This window comes from Aquibacillus koreensis, from assembly GCF_025154055.1.
GTDB lineage: Bacteria > Bacillota > Bacilli > Bacillales > Amphibacillaceae > Aquibacillus_C > Aquibacillus_C koreensis.
Genome location: NZ_JAOALK010000037.1, coordinates 85,993 through 110,129 on the forward strand (window position 1 = coordinate 85,993; position 24,137 = coordinate 110,129).

26 protein-coding genes and 1 riboswitch are annotated in these 24,137 nt (G+C 38.0%); of the genes, 18 read left to right on the top strand and 8 right to left on the bottom strand.

Features of this window, described 5'->3' with window-relative positions:
- Positions 1 to 2 precede the first annotated feature (2 nt).
- Both NYQ66_RS10495 and NYQ66_RS10500 read left to right on the top strand, forming a co-directional pair.
- Positions 3 to 1,442 carry a DHA2 family efflux MFS transporter permease subunit gene (locus tag NYQ66_RS10495; RefSeq protein ID WP_259869324.1) on the top strand — a complete coding sequence of 480 codons (1,440 nt, stop codon included), beginning with the start codon at positions 3 to 5 and terminating at the stop codon, positions 1,440 to 1,442.
- A 157-nt stretch (positions 1,443 to 1,599) separates the two neighbouring features.
- Positions 1,600 to 2,967, top strand: a complete 1,368-nt coding sequence (locus NYQ66_RS10500; RefSeq protein ID WP_259869325.1) for an amino acid permease — start codon at positions 1,600 to 1,602, stop codon at positions 2,965 to 2,967.
- A 22-nt stretch (positions 2,968 to 2,989) separates the two neighbouring features.
- Here the strand turns inward: NYQ66_RS10500 and NYQ66_RS10505 are convergent, their stop codons facing one another.
- Positions 2,990 to 3,616, bottom strand: a complete 627-nt coding sequence (locus NYQ66_RS10505) for a LysE family translocator (RefSeq protein WP_259869326.1) — start codon at positions 3,614 to 3,616, stop codon at positions 2,990 to 2,992.
- Between the two features lie 127 nt (positions 3,617 to 3,743).
- Positions 3,744 to 4,007, bottom strand: coding sequence for a DUF1292 domain-containing protein (locus NYQ66_RS10510; RefSeq protein WP_259869327.1), 264 nt, complete (start codon positions 4,005 to 4,007; stop codon positions 3,744 to 3,746).
- A gap of 403 nt (positions 4,008 to 4,410) precedes the next feature.
- On the opposite strand from NYQ66_RS10510, the gene pflB reads away from it, so the two are divergent.
- The 3 genes from pflB to NYQ66_RS10525 all read left to right on the top strand — a co-directional run bounded on the left by pflB (position 4,411) and on the right by NYQ66_RS10525 (position 8,635).
- Entirely contained in the window at positions 4,411 to 6,669 is a 2,259-nt protein-coding gene (gene pflB / locus NYQ66_RS10515) for a formate C-acetyltransferase (protein ID WP_259869328.1), read from the top strand.
- Between the two features lie 112 nt (positions 6,670 to 6,781).
- Complete coding sequence (gene pflA, locus NYQ66_RS10520; RefSeq protein WP_259869330.1) at positions 6,782 to 7,522, top strand: pyruvate formate-lyase-activating protein; 741 nt, start codon at positions 6,782 to 6,784, stop codon at positions 7,520 to 7,522.
- A 693-nt stretch (positions 7,523 to 8,215) separates the two neighbouring features.
- Complete coding sequence (locus tag NYQ66_RS10525; protein ID WP_259869332.1) at positions 8,216 to 8,635, top strand: organic hydroperoxide resistance protein; 420 nt, start codon at positions 8,216 to 8,218, stop codon at positions 8,633 to 8,635.
- A gap of 56 nt (positions 8,636 to 8,691) precedes the next feature.
- Here the strand turns inward: NYQ66_RS10525 and yidC are convergent, their stop codons facing one another.
- Positions 8,692 to 9,507, bottom strand: coding sequence for a membrane protein insertase YidC (gene yidC / locus NYQ66_RS10530; protein ID WP_259869333.1), 816 nt, complete (start codon positions 9,505 to 9,507; stop codon positions 8,692 to 8,694).
- Entirely contained in the window at positions 9,402 to 9,833 is a 432-nt protein-coding gene (locus tag NYQ66_RS10535; protein WP_259869334.1) for a hypothetical protein, read from the bottom strand. The genes yidC and NYQ66_RS10535 overlap by 106 nt, the downstream gene beginning before the upstream one ends.
- Before the next feature lie 197 nt (positions 9,834 to 10,030).
- Between NYQ66_RS10535 and proC the strand changes: the two genes are divergently transcribed.
- The gene (proC, locus tag NYQ66_RS10540; protein WP_259869335.1) at positions 10,031 to 10,825 is read left to right on the top strand and encodes a pyrroline-5-carboxylate reductase; all 795 of its coding nucleotides are present in this window, start codon (positions 10,031 to 10,033) and stop codon (positions 10,823 to 10,825) included.
- Positions 10,826 to 10,874: 49 nt separating this feature from the next.
- Here proC and NYQ66_RS10545 read toward each other — a convergent pair whose 3' ends face one another.
- Positions 10,875 to 12,326 carry a flotillin family protein gene (locus tag NYQ66_RS10545; RefSeq protein ID WP_259869336.1) on the bottom strand — a complete coding sequence of 484 codons (1,452 nt, stop codon included), beginning with the start codon at positions 12,324 to 12,326 and terminating at the stop codon, positions 10,875 to 10,877.
- Between the two features lie 14 nt (positions 12,327 to 12,340).
- Positions 12,341 to 12,811, bottom strand: a complete 471-nt coding sequence (locus NYQ66_RS10550) for an NfeD family protein (protein WP_259869337.1) — start codon at positions 12,809 to 12,811, stop codon at positions 12,341 to 12,343.
- A 342-nt stretch (positions 12,812 to 13,153) separates the two neighbouring features.
- On the opposite strand from NYQ66_RS10550, the gene NYQ66_RS10555 reads away from it, so the two are divergent.
- Both NYQ66_RS10555 and NYQ66_RS10560 read left to right on the top strand, forming a co-directional pair.
- Positions 13,154 to 13,582, top strand: coding sequence for a hypothetical protein (locus NYQ66_RS10555; protein ID WP_259869338.1), 429 nt, complete (start codon positions 13,154 to 13,156; stop codon positions 13,580 to 13,582).
- Between the two features lie 15 nt (positions 13,583 to 13,597).
- Entirely contained in the window at positions 13,598 to 14,632 is a 1,035-nt protein-coding gene (locus NYQ66_RS10560) for an EAL domain-containing protein (protein ID WP_259869340.1), read from the top strand.
- A 4-nt stretch (positions 14,633 to 14,636) separates the two neighbouring features.
- On the opposite strand, the gene NYQ66_RS10565 is transcribed toward NYQ66_RS10560, so the two are convergent.
- Positions 14,637 to 15,818: a CynX/NimT family MFS transporter gene (locus tag NYQ66_RS10565; RefSeq protein ID WP_259869341.1), complete on the bottom strand. Its 1,182-nt coding sequence runs from the start codon at positions 15,816 to 15,818 to the stop codon at positions 14,637 to 14,639.
- A gap of 109 nt (positions 15,819 to 15,927) precedes the next feature.
- Between NYQ66_RS10565 and lepB the strand changes: the two genes are divergently transcribed.
- From lepB to NYQ66_RS10615, 10 genes are all read left to right on the top strand, one after another.
- A complete protein-coding gene (gene lepB / locus NYQ66_RS10570) occupies positions 15,928 to 16,476 on the top strand; it encodes a signal peptidase I (protein ID WP_259869342.1) in 549 nt (182 codons plus the stop codon).
- A 71-nt stretch (positions 16,477 to 16,547) separates the two neighbouring features.
- Positions 16,548 to 16,949 carry a TIGR02328 family protein gene (locus NYQ66_RS10575; protein ID WP_259869343.1) on the top strand — a complete coding sequence of 134 codons (402 nt, stop codon included), beginning with the start codon at positions 16,548 to 16,550 and terminating at the stop codon, positions 16,947 to 16,949.
- 49 nt (positions 16,950 to 16,998) lie between these two features.
- A complete protein-coding gene (locus tag NYQ66_RS10580) occupies positions 16,999 to 17,571 on the top strand; it encodes an LOG family protein (protein WP_259869344.1) in 573 nt (190 codons plus the stop codon).
- Between the two features lie 77 nt (positions 17,572 to 17,648).
- On the top strand, positions 17,649 to 17,921 hold the full coding sequence (locus tag NYQ66_RS10585) for a transcriptional regulator SplA domain-containing protein (protein ID WP_259869345.1): 273 nt from the start codon (positions 17,649 to 17,651) through the stop codon (positions 17,919 to 17,921).
- Positions 17,914 to 18,942 carry a spore photoproduct lyase gene (gene splB, locus NYQ66_RS10590; protein WP_259869346.1) on the top strand — a complete coding sequence of 343 codons (1,029 nt, stop codon included), beginning with the start codon at positions 17,914 to 17,916 and terminating at the stop codon, positions 18,940 to 18,942. The genes NYQ66_RS10585 and splB overlap by 8 nt, the downstream gene beginning before the upstream one ends.
- A gap of 81 nt (positions 18,943 to 19,023) precedes the next feature.
- Positions 19,024 to 19,128, top strand: a riboswitch (TPP riboswitch).
- A 110-nt stretch (positions 19,129 to 19,238) separates the two neighbouring features.
- Entirely contained in the window at positions 19,239 to 19,928 is a 690-nt protein-coding gene (tenA, locus tag NYQ66_RS10595) for a thiaminase II (protein ID WP_259869347.1), read from the top strand.
- Positions 19,929 to 19,930: 2 nt separating this feature from the next.
- Complete coding sequence (thiD, locus tag NYQ66_RS10600; RefSeq protein ID WP_259869349.1) at positions 19,931 to 20,737, top strand: bifunctional hydroxymethylpyrimidine kinase/phosphomethylpyrimidine kinase; 807 nt, start codon at positions 19,931 to 19,933, stop codon at positions 20,735 to 20,737.
- Positions 20,738 to 20,744: 7 nt separating this feature from the next.
- The gene (thiM, locus tag NYQ66_RS10605) at positions 20,745 to 21,569 is read left to right on the top strand and encodes a hydroxyethylthiazole kinase (protein ID WP_407652071.1); all 825 of its coding nucleotides are present in this window, start codon (positions 20,745 to 20,747) and stop codon (positions 21,567 to 21,569) included.
- Positions 21,566 to 22,216, top strand: a complete 651-nt coding sequence (gene thiE / locus NYQ66_RS10610) for a thiamine phosphate synthase (protein ID WP_259869353.1) — start codon at positions 21,566 to 21,568, stop codon at positions 22,214 to 22,216. Before thiM ends, thiE begins: the two co-directional genes overlap by 4 nt.
- A gap of 86 nt (positions 22,217 to 22,302) precedes the next feature.
- Positions 22,303 to 22,830 carry a type 1 glutamine amidotransferase domain-containing protein gene (locus NYQ66_RS10615; protein WP_259869354.1) on the top strand — a complete coding sequence of 176 codons (528 nt, stop codon included), beginning with the start codon at positions 22,303 to 22,305 and terminating at the stop codon, positions 22,828 to 22,830.
- Between the two features lie 59 nt (positions 22,831 to 22,889).
- Here NYQ66_RS10615 and NYQ66_RS10620 read toward each other — a convergent pair.
- Positions 22,890 to 24,052, bottom strand: a protein-coding gene (locus NYQ66_RS10620) for an IS3 family transposase (protein ID WP_259867866.1) whose coding sequence is annotated in 2 segments (ribosomal slippage) — positions 22,890 to 23,770 and positions 23,770 to 24,052 — 1,164 coding nt in all. Because the reading frame shifts where the segments join, the coding sequence is not laid out codon by codon here.
- Positions 24,053 to 24,137 lie beyond the last annotated feature (85 nt).

Sequence of the window (24,137 nt, forward strand, 5' to 3'; positions counted from 1 at the left end):
AAATGAGCGAAAAACAGGTCGAAGGGGTTCAAAACGTAAACCGACTGACGATTGTTGCAGTTCTGCTTGCAGGCGGTTTTGTTGCTATATTAAATCAAACGTTGTTAGCAACTGCTATCCCACATGTGATGGCTGATTTCGGTATCACAGAGAATACGGCGCAGTGGTTAACAACAATATTCATGCTTGTGAATGGGGTAATGATCCCAATTACAGCTTTTCTAATAGAAACTTTTACTACCAGAAGGTTATTCATAACGGCAATGGCGATTTTTGCAGTTGGAACGGTCATTTGTGCGATTGCACCAACATTTAGTCTGTTGATGGTCGGTAGAGTCGTGCAGGCAAGTGGAGCTGGTATTATGATGCCACTTATGATGACGGTCTTTTTAACCATTTTTCCAATAGAAAAAAGAGGATCTGCAATGGGAATGGTTGGTTTAGTTATTTCCTTTGCCCCGGCTATTGGCCCAACCTTATCCGGTTACATTGTCGAAAATTATCCATGGAGAGTCATGTTCTTAATCGTATTACCAATTGCTATTATAGATATCATCGTGGCTTACTTCGTGTTAAAAAATGTTACGAAGCAAACATTCCCGAAAGTAGATTTCTTATCCATTATCCTCTCTACCCTCGGCTTTGGCGGATTGCTTTATGGATTTAGTACCGCTGGAGACAATGGTTGGGGGAGCATGCAAGTAATGATTTCCTTAATTGTCGGAATTGTATCGTTGGTATTTTTTATAACCCGACAATTCAAGTTAAAGCAGCCAATCTTAGAATTTAGGGTCTTCAAGTCAAAAGGATTTACGATCACGACCGCTATTGGCATGATTGTTTTCATGAGCTTGATTGGTTCCGAAACGATTTTACCAATTTATATGCAAAATATGGCTGGTTTTTCTGCGCTTGAGTCTGGAATTATGATTATGCCAGGTGCTATTTTAATGGGATTGATGTCTCCAATTACTGGTCGAATTTTTGATAAGATTGGAGCGAGATGGCTAGCGATTACTGGACTAAGCCTTATGACGATTACCACATTTATGTTTACCAATCTTTCTACGGAAACTTCGTTAACCTATTTAACGATTGTATTTGGAATCAGGATGTTCGGCATGTCCATGGTAATGATGCCAGTAACAACAGCAGGTCTGAATCAGTTGCCTTTACGATTAATTCCACATGGGACAGCAATGAATAATACGATGCGCCAGGTAGCTGCTTCCATTGGCACGGCAATTCTGGTGACGGTCATGACAAGTACGGCACTAAATACGGGAGAAAATGCTATGCCAAGTGACTTGATCCATGGGGTAAATGTTGCTTTTTATGTAGCTTCAGCCCTATCAGTTATAGGCTTAGTGCTATCATTCTTTATTAAGGGGACTACGCCTGCAGAAGAGAGAGCTGCACAAGCAGCAAGAGGCGAAACGTAAAATATAATAGGAATAAATTTGTAGGGAGGATGCTTATAGCGTCCTCTCTTTTCTGTTCCATTTTTAAAAAGGTTTGCTTTATCCCTTCTTAGAACCAATGGACCTGCATAATTCTATTTCATTTTTGTCACACTAAACGAGGTGGAAGGAAGGGATCATGGTGCCAAACCAACAAAATAAAACCGAACAGAAAAATTTAACATGGTGGAAGCTCTCTTTAGTAGGCATTGGGGCAATTATAGGTACAGGTTTTTTCCTTGGATCGAGCATTGCTATTAAGCAAGGTGGTCCGGCGTCATTAATTGCTTTTTTTCTGGCTGCGATTGCTACATATATTGTGTTTGATTCCCTTGCCAAAATGACTGCGAGTCATCCAACAAAAGGTTCTTTTCGTTCCTATGCAAAAAAGGCATTTGGTCGATGGGCCGGATTTAGTAATGGATGGGTGTATTGGTCTTCGGAATTGTTGATAATGGGAAGTCAATTAACTGCATTGGGGATTTTTTCACGCTTTTGGTTTCCAAATACACCACTTTGGATTTTTGCTTCTATCTATGGTGTGCTTGGTATTATCGTTATTTTAACTGGTTTAAGTGGTTTTGAAAGGTTCGAAAATATCTCTGCAGTTATAAAAGTTGCTGCAATTCTTATGTTTATCATTGTTGCAGGTGCCGCAATATTTGGGCTTTTAGATGGCAATAGACCCGACCGTTCCTTTACATATTCGTATGAGGGATTATTCCCTAATGGAGTGGTTGGATTTTGGACGGCCATGATTTTTGCCTTTTATGCCTTTGGTGGTATTGAAGTCATGGGGATTATGGCAAATGATTTGAAGGATCCCAAGCAAGCACCAAAGTCGGGTAGTCTAATGCTTCTGACTTTAGTAACGATCTATTGCACTTCCTTATTCTTGGCAATCTACTTAGTCAGTTGGGATAAGTTTACGGCAGATGAAAGTCCATTTGTTATATCATTGGATAATTACTCTCTTGCATTTGTACCTCATGTCTTTAACGGTGCGCTCATTATCGCAGGTTTTTCAACTATGGTTGCTTCTTTATATGCAATCACTACAATATTAAACACGTTAGCAAAAGACGGGGATGCACCATTTTTTTTCGCAAAGACAGGCAAGAGAAATATTCCTTTTCGAGCATTAGGTCTAACCATCTGTGGCTTAATTTTATCTATCGTTGCATCCTTGTTGTTGCCTGATAAAATTTTTGAATACTTTACAACAGCTGCCGGGCTTATGTTGTTATATACATGGCTATTTATTTTACTCTCTTATCGAAAACTCGTTAAGATAGGTGGATTTGGCAAGATGAAGAGTTTCCTTGGTATTCTGCTTATCGGGATCGCAGTGTCTGGAACGTTGTTTGATTCAACGAGTAGACCGGGTTTTTTTGTTAGCTTGTTATTTATTGGCTTAATTGGTATGGTTACGCTTAAGATGCGAACCAAGTGGAAGCAAGAACCTCCAAAAAAAGAGCCACCTACTTCTTTATTCGAAAAAAAGTAAAGTGGCTAGTTCATTATAATTTCTAAAAAATTAATAGGTATGCTTGATAACCAAAGTAAAGGCCAAAGCCAATTAAAGAAAGGCCGGAAATTGCCGCAATACCAATAAGTATATTGTTGGTGAGGATATGGCGAAAACTACTAGCGACTAATGCCATCGTAAAATCCCATAAAAGTAGTCCGAGTATTATTGCGCCACTATATAGGGCAAGGTGCGTCGCATCATATTTTGTCACTGTTTGTGCTAATACGGAACCATAAATGCCTAACCAAAACAGGATCGTTAGTGGATTAGAGATGGATAGGAAAAAACCGGTAAAAAAGGTTTTTGTTAAGGAATTATTTCTGTTGCGCTTGTCCGACATGTCGATATGCTTGGCGCTAAATAGACTTTCAACCCCCGTATATAAAAGCACAAAACAACCAAATGACCAAAGAAAAGCTTTCATTAAAGGGATTTCTAAAAATTGAACGACGCCGAAATACACTGCTAACATATAGATAAGGTCTGCCGTTACAGATCCTAACCCAATAAACCACGCATGTATAAAACCGTTTTTAATACCCTTGTCCAATTGTGCAGCATTAATGGGTCCAATTGGAGCAGCTAAAGATAAACCTAGAAAAACATAACTGAAAAAAATACTCAAGACAGTTCTCTCCTTAATAGACAGCTTGTATATTCTATTCAGTAAATGAAAAATTTAATACCATTTTAGTACAAAAGAAAACATACCCTGCTGTTGGGTATGTTTTCAGTTCTTTAATAGGAAGTTATTACTCTTTTGGCTCGTGCTCCATCAATGCTTGTCCATATGCATCGATAATCTCTTCTAATTCATCATCTGTTACATTTTCTAAATATTCTCCTTTATCTTGGCGAATGATTTTGCTTACAACAAGCTCCTCATCTTTCGAATAAAGGATGAATTCTGTACCTTTCATCTCAATCACAGCATCAATAACATAACTTGTTTCTACACCGTGCTCATCTTTCATAATAAGTGTATCTTCAGACTCAAGAATAATTTTGTGCTCCATGCGGATACTCCTTTCCTAATCCCTTCTAATTTTTACGATATCCAATACACTTATACTAATTTTGTACCAATAGTTAAGGGAGGATGAACTGTATTAATGAAAAATTAGATAATGGATATAACAGTGTAGTACAGTTGGTGGAAGGGCATAGATTTTCTGTTTTTTCTAATTTTATATTTCTTATTTAGCGTTGTTATTTAAAGGATTTATGGGAGGGTGTTGGGTCAATTATGCCGAGGATAATCAGTAAAGCTAAATTTGAACATTTTAAGAACTTTCACTATAACAGTTTGTTAGTGTGACAAATATCACATGCAAATGGAGTGGGGAGGATATATAATAAACTTAAGATAATGATTTGTTCATTAATGAGCAATTTAATCATATTAAGGAGGCAACGAAAATGAAATTAGCTGATGAAGTGTTGCAAAAGAACCCTTGGGATGGTTTTAAAGAAGGCAGATGGCAGAAAGAAATTGACGTTCGTGATTTTATTTTGAAGAACTTTACATTATATGAAGGCAATGATGAATTTCTGGCAGGACCAACAGAAGATACATTAGCGTTATGGGATCAAGTAATGGATCTTACAAAGCAAGAGCGTGAAAATGGTGGCGTATTAGATTTAGATACGAGAATCGTTTCTACAATCACGTCACATGGTCCTGGATATTTAGATCAAGGCAAAGAAAAAGTAGTTGGTGTTCAAACAGATAAACCATTCAAACGCTCATTGCAGCCTTATGGTGGAATCAGAATGGCAGTTGCAGCGGCAGAATCATATGGTTTTAAAGTGGATGAAGAAATTGATAAGATTTTTACTGATTATCGCAAAACACATAACCAAGGTGTATTCGATGCGTACACACCAGAAATGAGAATGGCGCGTAAAGCTGGTATTGTTACTGGTTTACCAGATGCATATGGTCGTGGAAGAATTATTGGTGACTATCGTCGTGTAGCATTATACGGTGTGGATCGCTTAATTGAAGAAAAGAAAAAGGATTTAGAAATCATTGGTGGAAATGGCATCATGTCAGAAGATGTGATCCGTGACCGTGAAGAAACAATGGAGCAAATCCGTGCGCTACAAGAATTAAAACAACTAGGAAAAACATATGGCTTTGATATTTCAAAACCAGCAGTAACTGCTCAAGAAGCATTCCAATGGTTATACCTAGGATATTTAGCTGCAATCAAAGAACAAAACGGTGCGGCAATGAGCCTTGGTCGTGTTTCTACATTCCTAGATGTATATGTAGAAAGAGACTTAGCTAATGGCGTAATTACAGAAGAAGAAGTACAAGAATTAGTGGATCACTTTGTGATGAAATTACGTCTTGTTAAATTTGCGAGAACACCTGAATATAATGAACTATTTAGTGGTGACCCAACATGGGTAACAGAATCACTTGGTGGTGTGGCAGTAGATGGCCGTCCTTTAGTTACGAAAAACTCATTCCGTTTCTTGCACACATTAGATAACTTAGGACCAGCACCAGAGCCGAACTTAACAGTATTATGGTCTACAAAACTGACAGATAACTATAAAAAGTATTGTGCGAAAATGTCAATCAAAACAAGCTCCATCCAGTATGAAAATGACGATCTAATGAGAGATATTTACGGTGATGACTATGGTATTGCTTGCTGTGTATCTGCAATGAAAATTGGTAAGCAAATGCAATTCTTTGGAGCACGTGCAAACCTTGCAAAAGCATTACTATATGCAATCAATGGTGGGGTAGATGAAAAATTAAAAGTTCAAGTTGCTCCTAACTATGCACCAATCACATCTGAGTACCTTGATTATGATGAAGTAATGAAAAAGTATGACACGATGTTAGATTGGTTATCTAGTCTTTATGTAAATACACTAAACATTATCCACTTCATGCACGATAAGTATAGCTATGAGCGCATTGAAATGGCACTACATGATCGTGAAGTATTACGCACTATGGCTTGTGGTATTGCTGGTTTATCCGTAGTAGCTGACTCGCTAAGTGCAATTAAATACGCAAAAGTTAGAGCGATTCGTGATGAAAATGGTCTGGTAGTTGATTATGAAATAGAAGGCGACTTCCCTAAATACGGTAACAATGATGACCGTGTAGATGAGATCGCATCAGATTTAGTAAAATCATTTATGCAAAAAATAGCTAAAAATAAAACGTATCGCAATTCTTTACCAACACAATCCATTTTAACAATCACATCAAACGTTGTGTATGGTAAGAAAACTGGTAATACACCAGATGGACGTAAAGCTGGCGAACCATTTGCACCTGGTGCAAACCCACTTCACGGCCGTGACTCAAATGGATCATTAGCTTCATTAAGCTCAGTTGCTAAAATGCCGTATGAATACTCTCTAGATGGAATCTCAAACACATTCTCCATCGTACCTAAAGCATTGGGTAAAGAAGAAGATACAAGAATCGCCAACTTAGCAGGTATGCTTGATGGCTATGCAATCAAGAAAGGTCACCATTTAAATGTTAACGTATTTGATCGTGAAACATTATTAGATGCGATGGAACACCCTGAAGAATATCCACAATTAACGATTCGTGTTTCTGGTTACGCGGTCAACTTTATAAAACTAACAAGAGAACAACAAATCGACGTGATCAACCGTACGTTCCATGATAGTCTATAAGTAATATTGAAGGGTAGTAAGACAACAAGGTATTAAAAATAGAGTAAGAAAAACATTCCAGAGGGGGCGCTTTTCCCCCTCGTTCCCAAATAAAAGCAAGGAGGGCGACAACATGAAAGGAAGAATTCATTCCATAGAAACATGTGGTACCGTTGATGGACCAGGACTACGTTACGTTATATTTACACAAGGGTGCTTACTGCGTTGTCAGTTTTGTCATAACCCTGATACATGGAAAATTAACCAAGGTAAAGAAAAGACTGTAGAAGAAATCGTTAAAGATATTAAAGATTATCTACCATTCTTTCAGTCTACAAACGGTGGCGTAACGGTAAGTGGTGGAGAACCATTATTACAAGTGGAATTCTTAATTGAGTTGTTTAGAGAATTAAAGAAATTAGGCGTGCATACAACGATAGATAGCTCTGGCGGTTGCTTCAGTCGCTCTCCTCGCTTTTTGAAAAATTTAGATGAGTTATTGGAACTAACAGATCTTGTTTTATTAGACTTAAAACATATTGATCCAATTAAACACAAAGAGTTAACCGGTATGTCAAACGAACATATTATTGACCTTGCTAACTATTTATCTGAAAAACAAGTACCTGTATGGATCAGACATGTACTAGTACCTACAATTAGCGATTTTGATGAATACCTTTACCCATTAGCTGATTTCATTGACACGCTAAATAATGTAGAAAAAATAGAAGTACTTCCTTATCACAAATTAGGGGTGTACAAGTGGGAAAATCTAGGTTTGGAATATAAATTAGAGGGTGTAGAACCACCTTCCGAAGAACGTGTAGAAAACGCAGTAGCCATCTTGAATCGGCAGAAAGTATTAAACTAAAAATAGAGTATCAAACCCAACCGGGTTTGGTACTCTATTCCTTTATCTCCCACCTTTTCTTCAAAGTTGATGTAAAATGCGACGTAACTATAGCAGCCGCTAATCTATGGTCGATGTTGGCGGCTAAGAGATCCGTTATTTGCCCGAAATCTTCGTTTACATTATTTTAGCGGCTACCAGATCCCTTATTTGCCCTGATTTCATTGATTATGTGGGGATTTTGCCAAAATAACGTACTGTAAAGCCGCTTAGATTTTAAATTGGCCTAAAATAGGGAAATAAGGTCTCTCATAGCCGCTCAGAATTCTAAGGAATCTTTGCGGTCATGAGATCCGTTATTTGCCTAAATTTCATGATTACCAAATTTTCGCGGTCACCAGATCCGTGATATGCCCTAATTGCATTGATTCCGATGGCATTTTGTTAAAATAGCTTACTGTATGACCGCTCAGATTCAAAATTGGTTAAAAACAAGAAAATAAGGGAACTCATGACCGCTTGCGTTGTATTCTCTCATTATCTTGTGTTACGACGCACTCTATATGAAAAGTTCAATAATATTACTAGTAATAATAAATTATATTTTTTTACTATTAAATTGTTTAAATTATGGTAGGAAAAGGAATAGCTAGAGTAGAATTGATTACAATAAGACTTTTCAAGAAGGTCTAACAAAATAAAGGAGTGGATAAGATGAGTAACGTTCTTTTTACATCCCAAGCTACAGCAAAAGGCGGCCGTGACGGTCACGTAAAGTCAAGTGACGGCTTAATTGATTTAAATTTAGTAAATCCAGCTGGAGGTTCCGACGAGAAAGGTTCAAATCCTGAACAACTATTTGCGGCGGGCTATGCAGCTTGTTATGATGGGGCATTGAACCTAATGGCATCTAAACAGAAAAAAGAAATTGAATCTTCTATTACAGCTGAAGTAAGCTTACTTAAAGATACGGCGGATAATGGATTTAAGATAGGCGTCGTTTTAAATGTTGAGATTAAAGGTGTAAGCCAAGCAGAAGCAGAAGAGCTTGCTAAGCTAGCACACGATTTCTGTCCGTATTCCAAAGCTACTAGAGGGAATATTGACGTAGAATTAAAGCCTAAAGCAGTATAATGTAAATAATGAACGCTCCCTTTGAAGAAAAGGGAGCGTTTTTTTATGCTTTTCTATTAATTTTTAATTGGTTCCGTAGTAATGGTTGATGGCTTTTGTTGATACAGCTTCTTGGAAAGCACCTGCTGGAATATTAAGAAAGTACCCCCAACTGCCCAGTAAAGTGGTAAAGCGGCAGGCGCATTAAAGGATATGAACCCGATCATAAGTGGAGAGATTAATCCCATGATCGCCATTTGTTTTCTTTGTTGGGCATCTAAACCAATTTGTGTGGCTTTAAATTGGAAAAAATAAATGGCCGCTGCAATAAATGGCATGATCAAATCTGACTGACCAAGGTTAAACCATAAAAATGAATGGGAAGCAATCTCAGGTGTAGACCTTATTGCATAATAAAAACCAATTAAAATAGGAAATTGAATTAGCATTGGTAGGCATCCAATGGATGTCATTGGGTTAAAATTGTGCTTTTTGTAAAGCTCCATCATCTCCTGTTGCATTTTTCTTTGTGACTCACTATCCTTCTTTTCTTTATACTTTTCTTTTAAATCATCCAACTCTGGCTTCATAATTGCCATCTTTTCACGCGTCTGATAGCTACCTTTTGTTTGCTTTAGCATCAGTGGCATTAAAGCAAGACGGATCAGAATCGTAACAAGTACAATAGAGAGTCCATAATTACCATGAAAGAAGTTTGCTACTCCTTTAATGACACTAGAAAAAGTTAAAACAAAATATCGATCAAAAAAACCTGCTGTGTCAGGATCTATCGGTTCCCCATTTGCAGCCTGGCACCCGGATAGAAATAATACCAGTATAATAGATCCAACAAAGCTAGCTTTTTTATAGGTGAATACAGTGTTTTTTGACATGAAGATCCTCCTTGTTTTTTTAAATGTAATTGGTTAAAAAACAAGAAAGGATTTTCTGCATCATCATCTGTACTGTCTTTTACATTCATCTTCTTTATGATCCACACACGTGTAGCCTTTAAAGGTGTGTTATCATGGGTAGATGTTTGCTTTTTAAGCTTTAATAATTCATGTTTTTGCTTATAATAGAGCAATCGGTACTTTTGTACATGTGTATGAGAAAGTTGAAATAACCTGTATGTGTACATCATAGTAAATAGAAATGAAACATACATATACATCGGATATAGATCAGATTGATAATCAAAAAATAGTTCGAAAAACAACTGTATTCACCTCCTTTAATTATATTTGAGAATACTAACTATCATCTAATAAGTAACTGTAATTGTCAAAGGAGCTTTTGTGACAATTGGTTTGTAAAAAATGGATAATTTTTATTATAGTAAGGCATCTCTTAAGAATAATGATACAATGATACATATATAGATAAGAATGGTACGATCAATAGGAAGGGGATCTTATGATTTCAAATAAAAAGCAAGTGTTGTTTCTAGGTGCTGGTAGAATGGCACAGGCTATTATTTCGGGTTTAATAAATGATTCTAGTTTTCACATAATGGTGACGAATAATGGTGATGAAAAAAGACTTCGATACGTACAAGATACTTTTAATGTAGAAGTGATTGAAAGCTGGAGAGAAGAAATGGAATCAACCGATATTATTGTTTTAGCCTTACCTCCAGAAGGACATGATTCAATCCTTAAAGAATTAGCTGAATTTGTAGATCAACAACTAATCATTACGGTAGCAGCGGGAATTGGCCCAGCATACTTAGAAGAAAGATTACCAAACGGCACGCCTGTTGCATGGGTGATGCCGAACACAGCTGCGCAGGTTGGTAAGTCGACTACCCTATTTGCCAATGGCAGTTATATGACAGCTGAGCATGAAACATGGTTACAAGCGATGCTTCAACAAGTTGGTACATATGAACAAGTGACGGAACAACAAGTGCACCATTTAACACCTATCACTGGCAGTGCACCAGCTTTTGTATATAAAATGGCCGAATCATTGATCCGAAGTGCAGAGGAAAGTGGAATTACGGAACAACAAGCGCAAAACCTAGTATCTTCCATGTTAGAAGGTGCGGCTGCTATGTTACAAACCGGGCAAAAACCGAGTTATCTTACAGATCAAGTGGCTACTCCAGGTGGGGTAACAGCAGCTGGTTTGGAAGTATTAGATGAAAGTGGATTGGATCAAATGCTACAGCGTGCTATTGCTGCTTGTCACGAGAGAGCAAAGCATTAATTTCTTAAAAGATAGCTACGAATGATAAGTCATTCGTAGCTATTATTATTTATTCTATGTCGTCGGCATTAATATCCTTACTTTCCGCTTTAGCTAAGCTGTCTTTTATTCTAGTTTCACTTTTGGCAGCTACGTTGTCTAACATGCCTTTTAAGTCGACACCAGATACATCTTTAAGCGTCTCTGGTAATTGACTCATTAATTTTGTAACATAATTACTTACTCTAGTTGCGCCATCACCTGAACCATTTCCGCTATCAACAACTGTTATCTTATCAATCGATGCTACTGGTTCAGCGATCTTACCAGCAAATTCAGGAAGCATCTTAATGATCATTTCTAGAATAGCTGCTTCTCCGTATTTAGCCATCGCATCAGCTAGTTTTTCTTTAGCTTCTGCTTCCGCGAAACCTTTCAAACGAATTGCCTCGGCTTCTGCTTCCCCGTCTAATCGGATTTGCGCGGCTTCTGCCTCGGCTTGTTTCACGCGAGTAACCTTATCTGCTTCTGCCCTTTGTTCCGTCGCATAACGTTCTGCTTCTGCTTTCTTAGAGATTTCTGCTTCATATTGACGTTGCTTACGAATAACTTCCTTTTCATCAATTTCAATTTGTTTGTTTTTCTCAACGAGTCGGATCTGCATTTCTTCTTGCTTTACTTGCTGTTCGGATTTTGCCCCTTGTAACTTATAAGCCATATCCGCCTCAGCTCGAGCTGTATCTTGGTCGCGCTTATAAGCTGCAATTTTTAACTCTTTATCTTTCGTTGCTTCTGCAATTTGTGTTTCACTTAGTATTTCAGCGCTTTTACCTTCGCGTTCTGCCTCTGCCTTCTTAATACGAGCATCGCGCATTGCATTTGCTTCTGCGATTTGTGCATCACGTTTTACTTCTGATATTCTCGGCTTTCCTAGTGCTTCTAAATAGCCATTTTCATCTTGGACGTCTTTGATGGTAAATGATACAATTTGAAGTCCCATTTTCTTCAGATCAACAGCTGCTTGTGTTTGTACTTCCTGCGCAAATCTTTCGCGATTCTTATAAATTTCTTCTACCGTCATCGTCCCTAAGATCGCGCGTAAGTGACCTTCCAGAACCTCTTGTGCTTCTTTTTGTAATTCGGAATTATCTTTACCAAGGAATTGCTCAGCCGCGGTTGCAATCCCTTCTGTTGTACTTTGCACTTTTATAATCGCTGTTCCGTTAGCCATCACAGGAACACCATTTTCGGTGTACACGTTTGGAGTTGAGATATCAAGACTATGAGAGCGCAAACTTAATTTTTCATACTGTTGAAAAATAGGTAAGATAAAGGCACCGCCACCGCGAACAATCTTAATGCCACTACCGTCCACCTTATGTACATTTTTATTACCGAGAAAACTACCTGTAACAATCATGGCGTCGTCTGCGCCGACAGTTTTATACCTAGCTGCAAACAGGATGGTGAAAGCTAATATAACAGCGACAATAACACCTATAATAATAAATAAGTCCGTCATTTTATTTCCTCCTTTTAAAATTCATCTAATTTTGATACATACAAAATTTGGTCAATTACTTCTACAACTACAATCTTTTGACCTTGCTTGATCTCCACTTCATCAAAGCTTTTGGCAGTTTCACTACGGCTACCATTTGGAGATTCAATAAATATTTCCCCATAGCCATTTGCGGGAATGGTGGTGATCACTTCACCAAGCTTACCTTCTAATTCTTGTACGGAAAATGAGGAGGAGGCTTCCGCATTAGACAAAGGGATGACTAAAAAATAGTAAATTAGTAAGTATGCACCTAACCCAATAACTAAGCTAATTAATAGAACATAAGCACCAGATAAACCTGTGTATTTCGTAAAAAGAACACCAGATCCACCGATGACTGCTAATGTACTAAATAGCAAAAGTGGATTAAAAAATTCGCCTATGCTATCAAAGATACTATCTAGCACGCCGTCTAACACATCACCTAGAAATAATGAAATCACTGCAATGCCAAGGCTTCCCCATAGTAACCACCAATAGATATCTAACGCCTCAATAAAAGCTCACACCCTTTCTTTTTTTCCTCCCTAATATATACGAGACAAATGCTAAATAGTTCCATTTTTTTTGAAGATTCTAAAACATAGGATTGAACGGTTCAGAAATTGTTAGAATGGCACATCTATCTGAAGTATTGACAAATTTATATCAAGTCGGACGCGAAAGTCTTATCACTTTTATAGGTGTGTAGGTTTATAAAGATTTCATGATAGAGCATCAAATAGTAATCAGATTAATGGTTGTTTGGTATAATGATGAAATAAATACGAAAAGGGGAAAACAATGTGAAGCTTTTGCGAAGGTTGTTTGTATTTTGCATCGTTATTGCGGGGATTGGTTATGCAGTATATCATTTTGGCACAAACCTTGTAGCTGATAAAGTAGCTGAACAAGTAGATATGCAATTGGGCAACGAAACACAATTTGAACAGGTAAAGCAAATAATTGAGCAGGACGCTACACTAAGCCAATTCGTAAGGGAAGGTGCTACAATTAAGGAAGACTCCCTTCCATTTCATACGAAAGAAGAGGCGATGAAAGAAATTGTAAAAAAACTAAGCTTCTCAGATATGCAAGAAATGCAGTCAACGGTCGAAGATGGTATAACAACAGAAGAACAACAGGAATTAATAAACAAATTAACAAGTAAGTTAAGCGCAGAAGAATTGGATGCAGTCAAAGTAATATTGTATAAAGAAATGAATAAACAGTAATAGGAGAGGTCTCGAATGGATACACAAACAAAGAGTTGCATCGAATGTGGTTTACCTTTTCCGATTAGGGATTCTGGTTTCCTATCCATATTTGATCAGAAACAAGCACTACATAATTTAAATGGAGTATATGAGCAAGAAGGTGACCTTTATTACGTTCCGTACGTTAGTAAACAAGCTTTATCACAGTTGATTTCCACAATAGAGGAAACCTGTGACGTAAGTGAGCTAATGGTTTTTACGGGTAAGTATAAAGTTAGAAACCATGCAGTGATGATTCCGTTCGGCTATTTAAGAGAGAGAGTAGAGAATGAGTCGCTTGTTCAATTTATTTCGTCAGGCAATTTTATCAGTCACTTCCAACCGATTTTAAATCTGAAGGATTCCTCTATTTACGGGTATGAATCTTTGCTTCGATCAGGGGATGAACATTTTAATATTTCGCCAGGTCAGTTATTTCAAGTAGCACAATCGACAGGTTTGTTTTCGTTATTAGATCAAAAAGCAAGAGAAACTGCAGTGCAATCAAGAGTGAATAACATTCAAGAAGGTGTAAAGAGTTTTATTAACTTTCTACCATCTACTATATACAATCCGGATTTTTGCTTAAGACATACTTTTTCCGTTGTTGAAAAATATAATGTCAACCCAGAAGACCTTGTGTTTGAAGTGGTAGAAACAGAAAAAATTACGGATGTTGATTACTTAAAGAAAATATTAAATACGTATAAACGTTCAGGAATGAAAGTTGCGTTAGATGATGTAGGCTCAGGGTTTGCAACGTTGGAGATGTTGCAGTTGCTACAACCAGATTATGTGAAAATTGATCGACAGTACATATCATATTGTGATCAAGATAGTGAAAAACAACAGTTTTTACAAAATGTCATGCATATCGCAAATAGCATGGGTATTAAAGTACTAGCAGAAGGAATCGAACGAGAAGAAGAATTAGCGTATTGTCGTTCGATTCGTGTGGATTTGGCTCAAGGTTATTTTATTGGAAAACCTGCACCTAAGCCACTGCAAATGAATAGATTCCTCTACTAGATTGTTAATCTAGCACATACTTGTTTTTACTCGCACCAAGACCAAAGAATAACATGAATAATGAGAAGATTAAGATGGTTATGATCGAAACCGTCCAATTATTCGTTACATCATAGAAGAATCCGATCAGAATTGGTCCAATGGATGCAAGTAAATAACCAAATGATTGTGCCATACCTGAAAGTTCAGCTGCCTGTCGAGCATTGGTTGTACGCAATCCTAAAAGTGCGAGTGCTAGACTAATGCTAGAACCTAAGGCGAAACCAATTAATGTGGTCCATACAACCATGAGAGGTAATGCTCCACCGAGAAGTAAACCAGCATAACCAACCAATGCACATGTAGCGATTGCTATCATGATACTTTGTTGGTTTTTGATACGCCCAGCCAAAATTGGGGTAATAAAAGTAGCAGGTAAGCTAATGAACTGCATATAAGATAATAACCAGCCACCAGTCTCCATGGAAAAGCCAGCACTTCGTATAATTTCGGGAAACCATGAAATTGTTACATAAAAGATGGTAGACTGTAGGCCCATGAAGATCGTTACTTGCCAGGCTAATCCACTGTGCTTTAACTTTTGGGTTGAAGGTTCAAAGAATTGCTTATCTATTTCATTTTCCTTTGTCTTCATTACAATAAACCATAAGATAAGCCCAAGCACTGCAAGAACACTCCAACTAAGTAATGCATGTTGCCAACCTAGATGTAACCCATGTGCAAGTGGCACACTTAGCCCTGATGCAGTAGCCGCAAAGATGGACATGCATGTTGTGTAAACACCTGTCATTAGTCCTATGCTATTTGGGAATTTTTCTTTAATAATACCAGGTAGTAAGACATTACATATGGCAATTCCTAATCCAATAAGCATGGTGCCAATATATAACGTTGGTAAAAATGCGATGGAGCGAATAATGATGCCGGCATTAAGAAGGATGAGTCCGCTAAGAATGGCGTTATCATTTCCAAGTTTATTCGCCAGCCTTGGCGCTAATGGAGACATTGCGGCAAACGCTAATAATGGTAAGCTTGTAATTAACCCCGCATTCCAATTTGCTAACCCTAAGTCATCTCTGATTGTCCCGATAATAGGGCCTACGGATGTGATAGCGGGGCGAAGGTTAAATGAAACTAGAATAATAGCAGTAATGAAGAGGACCTTAGGTTTTATTATACGTCGCATGGAAAATCTCCCTATATAAATTAATTATAGCGTAGTATAGTATAAAGTAAGTTCTACTGCCCATCAAATGGAACATGCGTGACATTATAGATAAAAGGGAATGAATCATATGAACAGCCCATTATTAAAGGAAGTTTTATCATGGATCAAGGCCATTGCCATTGCACTAATCATTGTACTTGTTTGTCGTCAGTTTATCCTAACTCCTTCTATTGTGAAAGGGGAATCGATGATGCCAAATCTGCATGATGGCGATCGAATTATTTTAGTTAAATTTAGTTCGATTGATCGCTTTGATGAAATAGCGTTTCATGCACCTGACTCTGAAGAGAACTATGTAAAGCGGGTGATCGGATTGCCAGGAGATACGATCGAGATGAAAGATGATGCGCTCTATATCAATGGGGAAAAGCAAAACGAGCCATATCTTGATAGCTACAAAAGTCAATTAGCTGAGGATGAGCACTTTACCGATGATTTTACGTTGGAGTCGTTAACGAATGAACAGGTAGTGCCAGAAGGTTATTATTTTGTGATGGGGGATAACCGAATCATTAGCAAGGATAGTAGAGAATTTGGTTTTATCTCTGAAGATGAAGTGATTGGTGACGTGAAAATGCGAATATGGCCACTTCAACATTTTGGTGTACCAGATTAACAAATATTGAATGGATTGAAACCTTATGCAGCTTGCCTGGATGAGGTTTTTCAGTATTAGGAGGTATGATGATGCGTTTGTGGCATGAAGCATTAATAAAACATTTACCAAGACAACAATTACTTGGCCAACATCGCGAGTGTTGTGCCCTGCGGGGGAAAGGTTGGGGCAGACCGCATTCTACGGTGAATTATGTATTTCAATATGCTCCTATTCATTTAGTGAAATATCATCGTTTGATCATAGATGAGATGGAGAATCGAGGATATAATGTCGACCCATTATGGTTAGATCACTATTATAGAGGAAAGTCATCTCCATCGTTTGATCATGAAACGTTATATCATAGTGAACAAGGTGATCATGGTGAAATCCTTTATGTGGAGCATGATACTGAATATCTAGAAGAATGTCTGAATAATTTAAGAGAAAAAGGAATTGTTATTAACAAGTGTGATATTGGCTACCTATAGGTGTGAATAATAAAAGCCTGAAAAACAATAGAAATGGTGGGGGATGAATATGCAATCAATTTGTATTTTTGCAGGGTCAAAACTAGGGAAACATTTAGAATATCAAGAAAGTGCCAATGCGTTAGGGAAATTAATTGCCAATAAAGGCCTTCGGTTAATTTATGGTGGGTCTAAAACGGGATTAATGGGAGCAGTTGCAAATGCTGTGTTAAAGGAAGGCGGACAAGTCATAGGCGTCATGCCAAAGGGCCTTTTTAGTGGTGAAACGGTACATAATGGTCTTTCACAATTAATAGAGGTAGAAAGTATGCATGAGCGGAAAGCGAAAATGAGTGAGCTAGCAGATAGTTATATTGCATTACCTGGTGGATTAGGAACTTTTGAAGAGTTATTTGAGGTCCTGTGTTGGGCACAGATTGGTATTCACCAGAAGCCGATTGGTCTTCTAAATGTAAAGGGCTATTATGATCCTTTGATTCAACTCGTTACATACAGTGCTGAAGAAGGGTTCTCTGGTGATGCGCATATGGGGATCATACAAACTTCTAATAATCCAGATCAGTTATTACAGAAATTAGAAACCTATAGCCCTCCGGTTATGGAAACGAAATGGAAATCATAAGTCAATCCTCTTTTATCTTTTTCTAGAAAATGAGACATAAAACAATATCTCCAGAGTCATAATAAAAGGAAATCTTAATGAAGATAGGTGAAATGATGGATATGTATCAACCTGGAGATGTTGTTTATGTTATTATCCGAAATCCACATGTACAAGGAGCTGCCAATGTGCAGGAGGCTGCTGTAGTAAGAAATCCTGATGATCCTGGTGAATTGGCTTTGTTTGTATATGAAACGTATTATCCGCTCAATGATGAAGTAGCCGTATATCCTTCTCAGATGGAAGCTGAACAAGAATTTCAACAGGCATTCGGTACCACAGATTCAGGAGAATGGAATTACTATGGTTAAACCATTTGTACCGCAACTCGTTTATTTTGAACCTCGTGCTTTGGAGTATCCTTTAGGAAAACAACTGAAAGAAAAATTTGAGAAGATGGGATTAGATATAAGAGAAACTACTTCCCATAACCAAGTGCGTGACCTTCCTGGAGATAATGACTTTCAGAAATACCGCAATGCAAAATCGACTTTAGTAGTTGGGATACGAAAAACGTTAAAATTTGATACATCTAAACCTTCTGCTGAATATGCGATTCCATTTGCCACAGGATGCATGGGGCATTGTCATTACTGTTATTTACAAACAACGATGGGCAGTAAACCTTATATTCGAACCTATGTAAATACCGATGAAATATTTGATGCAGCCGAAAAATATATGCAAGAAAGAATGCCTGAAACGACGAGGTTTGAAGCATCTTGTACCTCTGATATAGTTGGGGTCGATCATTTAACGCACACGTTAAAGCAAGCGATCGAATTTTTTGGTAAATCTGATCATGGATTATTACGTTTTGTTACGAAATTTGCACATGTGGATCATTTATTAGATGCAGAACATAATGGTCGAACAAGGTTTAGGTTCAGTATTAATGATGATTATGTTATTAAATATTTTGAACCAGGTACTTCTCGACTGAACGAACGAATTGAAGCGGCCGTCAAAGTTGCAGAAGCAGGCTATCCTTTAGGATTCATTATTGCTCCGATTTATCTACATGAAGGATGGCAAGAAGGTTATGGAGAGATGTTAGAAAAGCTAGAAGCTGCACTTCCTGCTTTTGCCAAAAAAGATGTAACGTTTGAATTGATTCAACATCGATTTACAAAGCCCGCTAAGAGAGTCATTGAAAAAAACTATCCGATGTCAAAATTAGAGCTAGATGAATCAAAAAGGAAATACAAATGGGGGAAATACGGGATAGGCAAATATGTCTATACAGATCCTGAACAGGAGGAAATGAAGGATAAACTTTATGGATACGTGAATCGTTTATTTCCAAATGCTAAAATTGAATACTTCACTTAATCAGGATAAGCATATCTAAGTGTGTGCTATAGTTGACAAGCGAATCATATAGTGATTTAGTAGAGATGTAAATGAATATAGGAAGTCCACTAGGGGCGCTTTTGTTAGCTGAGATAAGGAGTATTCCTTTGTCCCTTTGAACCTGAACTGGGTAATACCAGCGTAGGAAAGTGGAGACGGGATAGCTATGTTTAATGATACCAAACCGCTCCAGTTTTAGAGCGGTTTTTTCTATTATAAAGCATCGTTCTCGAAACTACTTAGGGCTTTCTTCTACTAAAAGAGGAGGAGTTCACATGTCATTTTCAAAAGAATTAAGAAAAGAATCAGAGGTTATTTTTCAAGGGATTTTCGAGCATCCATTTGTGGAGGGCTTAGGTAAAGGGGTAGTCCCAAAAGAAGCGCTCATCCATTATGTTAAAGCAGATTTTGAGTACTTGAATGCATTTATGAACATTTATGGGCTAGCTATTGCCAAGAGCTCAACAAGAGAAGATATGACTTATTTTTACGAGAAGATAGGTTTTATACTACATAGTGAAATTCATCCACATAATAATCTATGTGACGTAGCTGGGGTCGCATATGATGACTTACAAGGCTATGCGCTTCCGCCCACAGCTGATCATTATGTAAGCCATATGAAGAGTGCAGCACAACAAGGGAGCATGGGCGAATTACTAGCAGCTCTATTGCCTTGTCCATGGACATATCTAGAAATTGGTCATTATTTAAAAGATAAATATAAGCCTGAACCGAATCATCCTTTCTATGATTGGATTACCTTCTATGCAAAGGAAGAATCGGCATCCGTCACAACTGGGCTTCGGGAAAAGTTAGATCTTTGGGCGGAGACTGTTGGGGAAACCGAAAAGGAAAAGGCAAGACAAGCATTTATAAAAAGTTGTCAATTGGAATACGCATTTTGGGAAATGGCCTATATCCAAGAGGAATGGCCGTTTAAAATAGCGGCTGAGGAGGTATAAGAATGAAGGTAGCAAGTGCATTAACGATAGCTGGAACAGACCCAACAGGTGGAGCGGGAATCCAAGCAGACTTAAAGTCCTTCCAGGAAAGAGAAGTGTACGGCATGAGTGTCGTAACTTCGGTTGTAGCGCAGAATACATTAGGAGTTCAGTCTATTCAACACCTGCCAGTAGATTTTATTGAAAAACAGTTGCATGCTGTTTTTGAAGATATTACACCAGATGCTGTCAAAACGGGTATGATCGCAACGATTGATATGATGGAAATGATCGCAAAGAATTTAAAAGATAAAAACGTTCATTATGTTATTGATCCGGTAATGGTTGCAAAAAGTGGACATTCATTAATGGAAGAGCAGTCTAGGGAAGTAATTCGTAAAGTATTAGTTCCGTTAGCTACCGTTGTAACACCAAACGTACCAGAAGCAGAAAGCCTAGTCGGTTTTGAGATTCATAGTACAGAAGATGCTGAAAAAGCTGCCAAAGTTATTGTGAATGAATTAGGTTCGAAGGCTGCGGTAGTCAAAGGTGGGCACCTCGTAGGGGAAGCTATTGATGTTTTATATGACGGGAAAGAATTCAGCTACTTTAAATCGGAACGCTTTGATACAAAACATACACATGGAACTGGATGTACTTTTTCTGCAGTCATTACAGCTGAATTAGCAAAGGGAAAACCTATTGCAGAGGCTGTGGCTACGGGTAAAGCGTATATATCTGATGCGATTAAATACACGCTTGGTGTAGGAAAAGGGAACGGACCGACAAACCATTGGGGTTATCGTTTAAAAGGACTTCCAAACCAATAAGGAGACGATGAAGCACATGAGTGAAATTACATCATTAGTAAATAAGGTAAGAGAAAAGCAACCGCTAGTCCATAATATTACGAATCAAGTAGTAATTAATTACACTGCAAATGGCCTTTACGCAATTGGGGCAGCGCCTGTTATGGCGAATGCCGTAGAAGAAGCAGCGGATATGGCGAACAATGCAGATGCGTTGTTACTTAATATAGGAACATTAACGACTGTTCAAGTAGACGCTATGATCTTAGCTGGGAAAGCTGCAAATCAAAAAGGAATACCAGTAGTTTTTGATCCAGTAGGTGTTGGTGCAACACCGTATCGCTCCGCGATGGCAAAGAAAATTCTCGACAATGTCCAAGTATCTGTTGTAAGAGGGAACGCTGCAGAAGTCGGTCTTCTAGCAGGATTGAAGGCAGTAATGAGAGGCGTCGATGCCGAAGCGCAAGGAGATCATCAAGCAGTAGCGCTTCAAGCGACAAAACAACTAGGTATCCCTGTCATTGTTACAGGTGAGCATGATGTGATTACCGATGGAAGCAAAGTGTTTGTTATTGAAAATGGTCATCCTTTGTTAACGAAGGTTACTGGTACTGGTTGTTTATTAAGCTCCGTTGTTGCAGCCTTTCTTGCAGCGCATGAAAATGTGTTAGAAGCATGTGCTGGAGCGGTCGGGTTTTATGGTGTTGCCGCAGAAGTTGCCGCATCCCACACAAGTGCACCTGGAACATTTCAAGTTGCCTTCCTCGATGCGCTATACCATGTCAATAGTGATGTTGTAACAGACACAATAAAGCTAACAGAACGCTTTATTGAAGAGGTAGAAACGAAATGAACGTGAGAGAAGCACTTGGAGCTTATTTTATCATGGGAAGTAACAATGCAAACTTAGATCCCCTTTTTGTATTGGAGCAGGCTTTAAAAGGTGGAATTACGTTATTTCAGTTTAGAGAAAAAGGTGCTAACGCTAAAGTTGGCGATGAAAAAGTAAAGTTAGCTAAGGATATGCAACAGCTTTGCAAGCAATATAATGTGCCTTTTATTGTGAATGATGATGTTAATCTTGCTATAAATATTCACGCTGATGGCGTGCATGTTGGACAAGATGATGAATCAGCAGTAAATATTAAGAAAAACTGCCCTTCCCATTTCATTGTTGGGGTATCGGCCACGAATTTAGCCGAAGCAAAACAAGCAGTAATAGATGGTGCGGATTATATTGGCGTAGGTCCTATATTCGCAACCAATACAAAAGAGGATGCGAAAGCGCCAATTGGACTGGATGGGATCACAGAGATTAGAGATGCTGTAGGAGATATTCCTATGGTAGCCATTGGTGGGATCAAGCATGAACATACTCCTGGGATTATAAAGGCAGGTGCTGATGGTGTTTCAGTTATATCGGCAATTAGCCAGGCAGAATCTCCACTTGTTGCAGCTCGTGATATAAGGGAGTTAGTGGATCAACATAAGTCCGTCTGATAGGTAATTCAAGTGAGCATTCTGTTCTGTAGTTCGAAATATCTTTGTTACACTTAAAATAGTAGATCGAAATGGAGGTCAGAAAAATGCGATTAAACAATAAAAAAGTAATTGCTCTAATTGAAGATGATTTTGAAGATCTTGAACTTTGGTACCCGGTCCTACGCCTTCGTGAAGAGGGAGCGGAAGTACATTTAGTTGGAAAAGAAGCAAATAAAAAGTATGTAGGAAAATACGGTGTTCCAGCTGAGTCAGATAAAGCATTTACGGATATTGATGTAAGTACGTATGATGCAATCCTTGTACCAGGAGGATGGGCACCAGATAAATTAAGAAGATATCCAGAAGTGTTGGATTTTGTCCGTCATATGGATCAACAAAAGAAATTAATTGGTCAAATCTGTCATGCGGGATGGGTGCTTATTTCTGCCGATATACTACAAGGCAAAAAAGTAACAAGTACACCAGGAATTAAAGATGATATGACAAATGCTGGATCTACATGGATTGATGAGGCTGTAGTTGTCGATGGACATCTCATTTCCAGTCGTCGTCCACCTGATTTACCGCCTTATATGAAAGAGTTTGCTGATAAGCTAGCGGAGCAATCTTAAAATAATGAAAGGTCCCTTCAACTTGAACTGACCTAGTAATATGAGACAAGAAAAAGCACCTATGCTGCCTTTGCCCTGAATTGAACAGGGGAAAGGCAGTTTAATTTTGAAAACGGTCGTATATAGTTGTAATAATACATGTAAGATTCGACTTTTTCTAGTACAATAGAGTTTGTAAGACGCGCCTTTTGGTGTGTGTAGAATTCTTCCGACTTTATGGTGGAGTGGAAGGATTCAATGACGGCATTATCAAAGCAATTGCCTTTGCGGGACATGCTTGTGATAATGCCTTTTTCTTCAGCTAACTCTTGAAAAGCATACGAAGTGTATTGCGATCCCTGGTCACTGTGAAGTATCAGTCCTTTCGTTTCTCGCCCATTACAAGCTGCTTTCAATGTTTCTAGCACTAGATCTACTTCTTGGTTATGACTAACTCGATAAGCAACAATTTCATTATTGTACAAATCCATGATGGATGATAAATACATCGTTGACTCTCCAAAATTCAAGTATGTTATATCTGTAACCCACTTTTGGTTAGGTCTATCTGCTTTAAAATTCTGTTCCAACAAATTTGGAACGATACATTTACTTTCACCAGCAATTTTTGATTTTCTTTTAGGTTTGACTCGACATTGGATGTTGTATTTTTGCATGATTCTTTGCACAGTTAACCTATTTACAGAAATATGATGATCCTCTTTTAATATTTTTTTAACCATTCTATGTCCAACTCTGTATTTTAGGGTTTTACAAATATCGATTATTTGTTGTTCTAGCTCAGTCGGTTCCCATGACTTTTGAAGCCAACGATAGTAAGTAGATCTAGGGACTCCAATACAATCACATATCATCGATACCGCATAAACTTCCTTTAATGACTCCACTAGCTCTATTACTACTTCTGGTACCAACTCCCTTCGATTTCCTGGTACTTTTTTAAGATTTCATTTTTAATTTTTAGATGCTTAACTTGCCGTTTTAATTGGTCTATTTCACTTAGCTCCTCAGGACCTTTCCCAAAGGAATATTGTTTACCAATGGGTTGCGACAGTCGGTGTTCCTCCCCATCACGAAACCATTTCATCCATCTTTTGATTTGACTAACGTTACGTATACCGCACTTCTCCATAATCTGTTTATTGGTATATTTTTTAGACAACTTCATTTCAATGACTTTCCTTTTAACCTCTTCAGAATAAACATTTTTATTTTCTCCCATGAGAAAAGCACCTCCAGTAGTCGTTTAATTTATATACGACTCAGGGGGTGCTTTTTCCTCTGTCTCATTTAGTTAGGTCACTCCA

Excerpts from the sequence above, each read along its gene's own strand:
- lepB (WP_259869342.1), top strand. The coding sequence starts at position 15,928 with ATGAACAGCCCATTATTAAAGGAAGTTTTATCATGGATCAAGGCCATT.
- NYQ66_RS10580 (WP_259869344.1), top strand. The coding sequence starts at position 16,999 with ATGCAATCAATTTGTATTTTTGCAGGGTCAAAACTAGGGAAACATTTA.
- proC (WP_259869335.1), top strand. The coding sequence starts at position 10,031 with ATGATTTCAAATAAAAAGCAAGTGTTGTTTCTAGGTGCTGGTAGAATG.
- splB (WP_259869346.1), top strand. The coding sequence starts at position 17,914 with ATGGTTAAACCATTTGTACCGCAACTCGTTTATTTTGAACCTCGTGCT.
- yidC (WP_259869333.1), bottom strand. The coding sequence starts at position 9,507 with ATGTCAAAAAACACTGTATTCACCTATAAAAAAGCTAGCTTTGTTGGA.
- tenA (WP_259869347.1), top strand. The coding sequence starts at position 19,239 with ATGTCATTTTCAAAAGAATTAAGAAAAGAATCAGAGGTTATTTTTCAA.
- thiM (WP_407652071.1), top strand. The coding sequence starts at position 20,745 with ATGAAGCACATGAGTGAAATTACATCATTAGTAAATAAGGTAAGAGAA.
- NYQ66_RS10575 (WP_259869343.1), top strand. The coding sequence starts at position 16,548 with ATGCGTTTGTGGCATGAAGCATTAATAAAACATTTACCAAGACAACAA.
- NYQ66_RS10615 (WP_259869354.1), top strand. The coding sequence starts at position 22,303 with ATGCGATTAAACAATAAAAAAGTAATTGCTCTAATTGAAGATGATTTT.
- thiD (WP_259869349.1), top strand. The coding sequence starts at position 19,931 with ATGAAGGTAGCAAGTGCATTAACGATAGCTGGAACAGACCCAACAGGT.
- NYQ66_RS10525 (WP_259869332.1), top strand. The coding sequence starts at position 8,216 with ATGAGTAACGTTCTTTTTACATCCCAAGCTACAGCAAAAGGCGGCCGT.
- thiE (WP_259869353.1), top strand. The coding sequence starts at position 21,566 with ATGAACGTGAGAGAAGCACTTGGAGCTTATTTTATCATGGGAAGTAAC.
- pflB (WP_259869328.1), top strand. The coding sequence starts at position 4,411 with ATGAAATTAGCTGATGAAGTGTTGCAAAAGAACCCTTGGGATGGTTTT.
- NYQ66_RS10565 (WP_259869341.1), bottom strand. The coding sequence starts at position 15,818 with ATGCGACGTATAATAAAACCTAAGGTCCTCTTCATTACTGCTATTATT.
- NYQ66_RS10585 (WP_259869345.1), top strand. The coding sequence starts at position 17,649 with ATGAAGATAGGTGAAATGATGGATATGTATCAACCTGGAGATGTTGTT.
- pflA (WP_259869330.1), top strand. The coding sequence starts at position 6,782 with ATGAAAGGAAGAATTCATTCCATAGAAACATGTGGTACCGTTGATGGA.
- NYQ66_RS10495 (WP_259869324.1), top strand. The coding sequence starts at position 3 with ATGAGCGAAAAACAGGTCGAAGGGGTTCAAAACGTAAACCGACTGACG.
- NYQ66_RS10510 (WP_259869327.1), bottom strand. The coding sequence starts at position 4,007 with ATGGAGCACAAAATTATTCTTGAGTCTGAAGATACACTTATTATGAAA.
- NYQ66_RS10500 (WP_259869325.1), top strand. The coding sequence starts at position 1,600 with ATGGTGCCAAACCAACAAAATAAAACCGAACAGAAAAATTTAACATGG.
- NYQ66_RS10560 (WP_259869340.1), top strand. The coding sequence starts at position 13,598 with ATGGATACACAAACAAAGAGTTGCATCGAATGTGGTTTACCTTTTCCG.
- NYQ66_RS10545 (WP_259869336.1), bottom strand. The coding sequence starts at position 12,326 with ATGACGGACTTATTTATTATTATAGGTGTTATTGTCGCTGTTATATTA.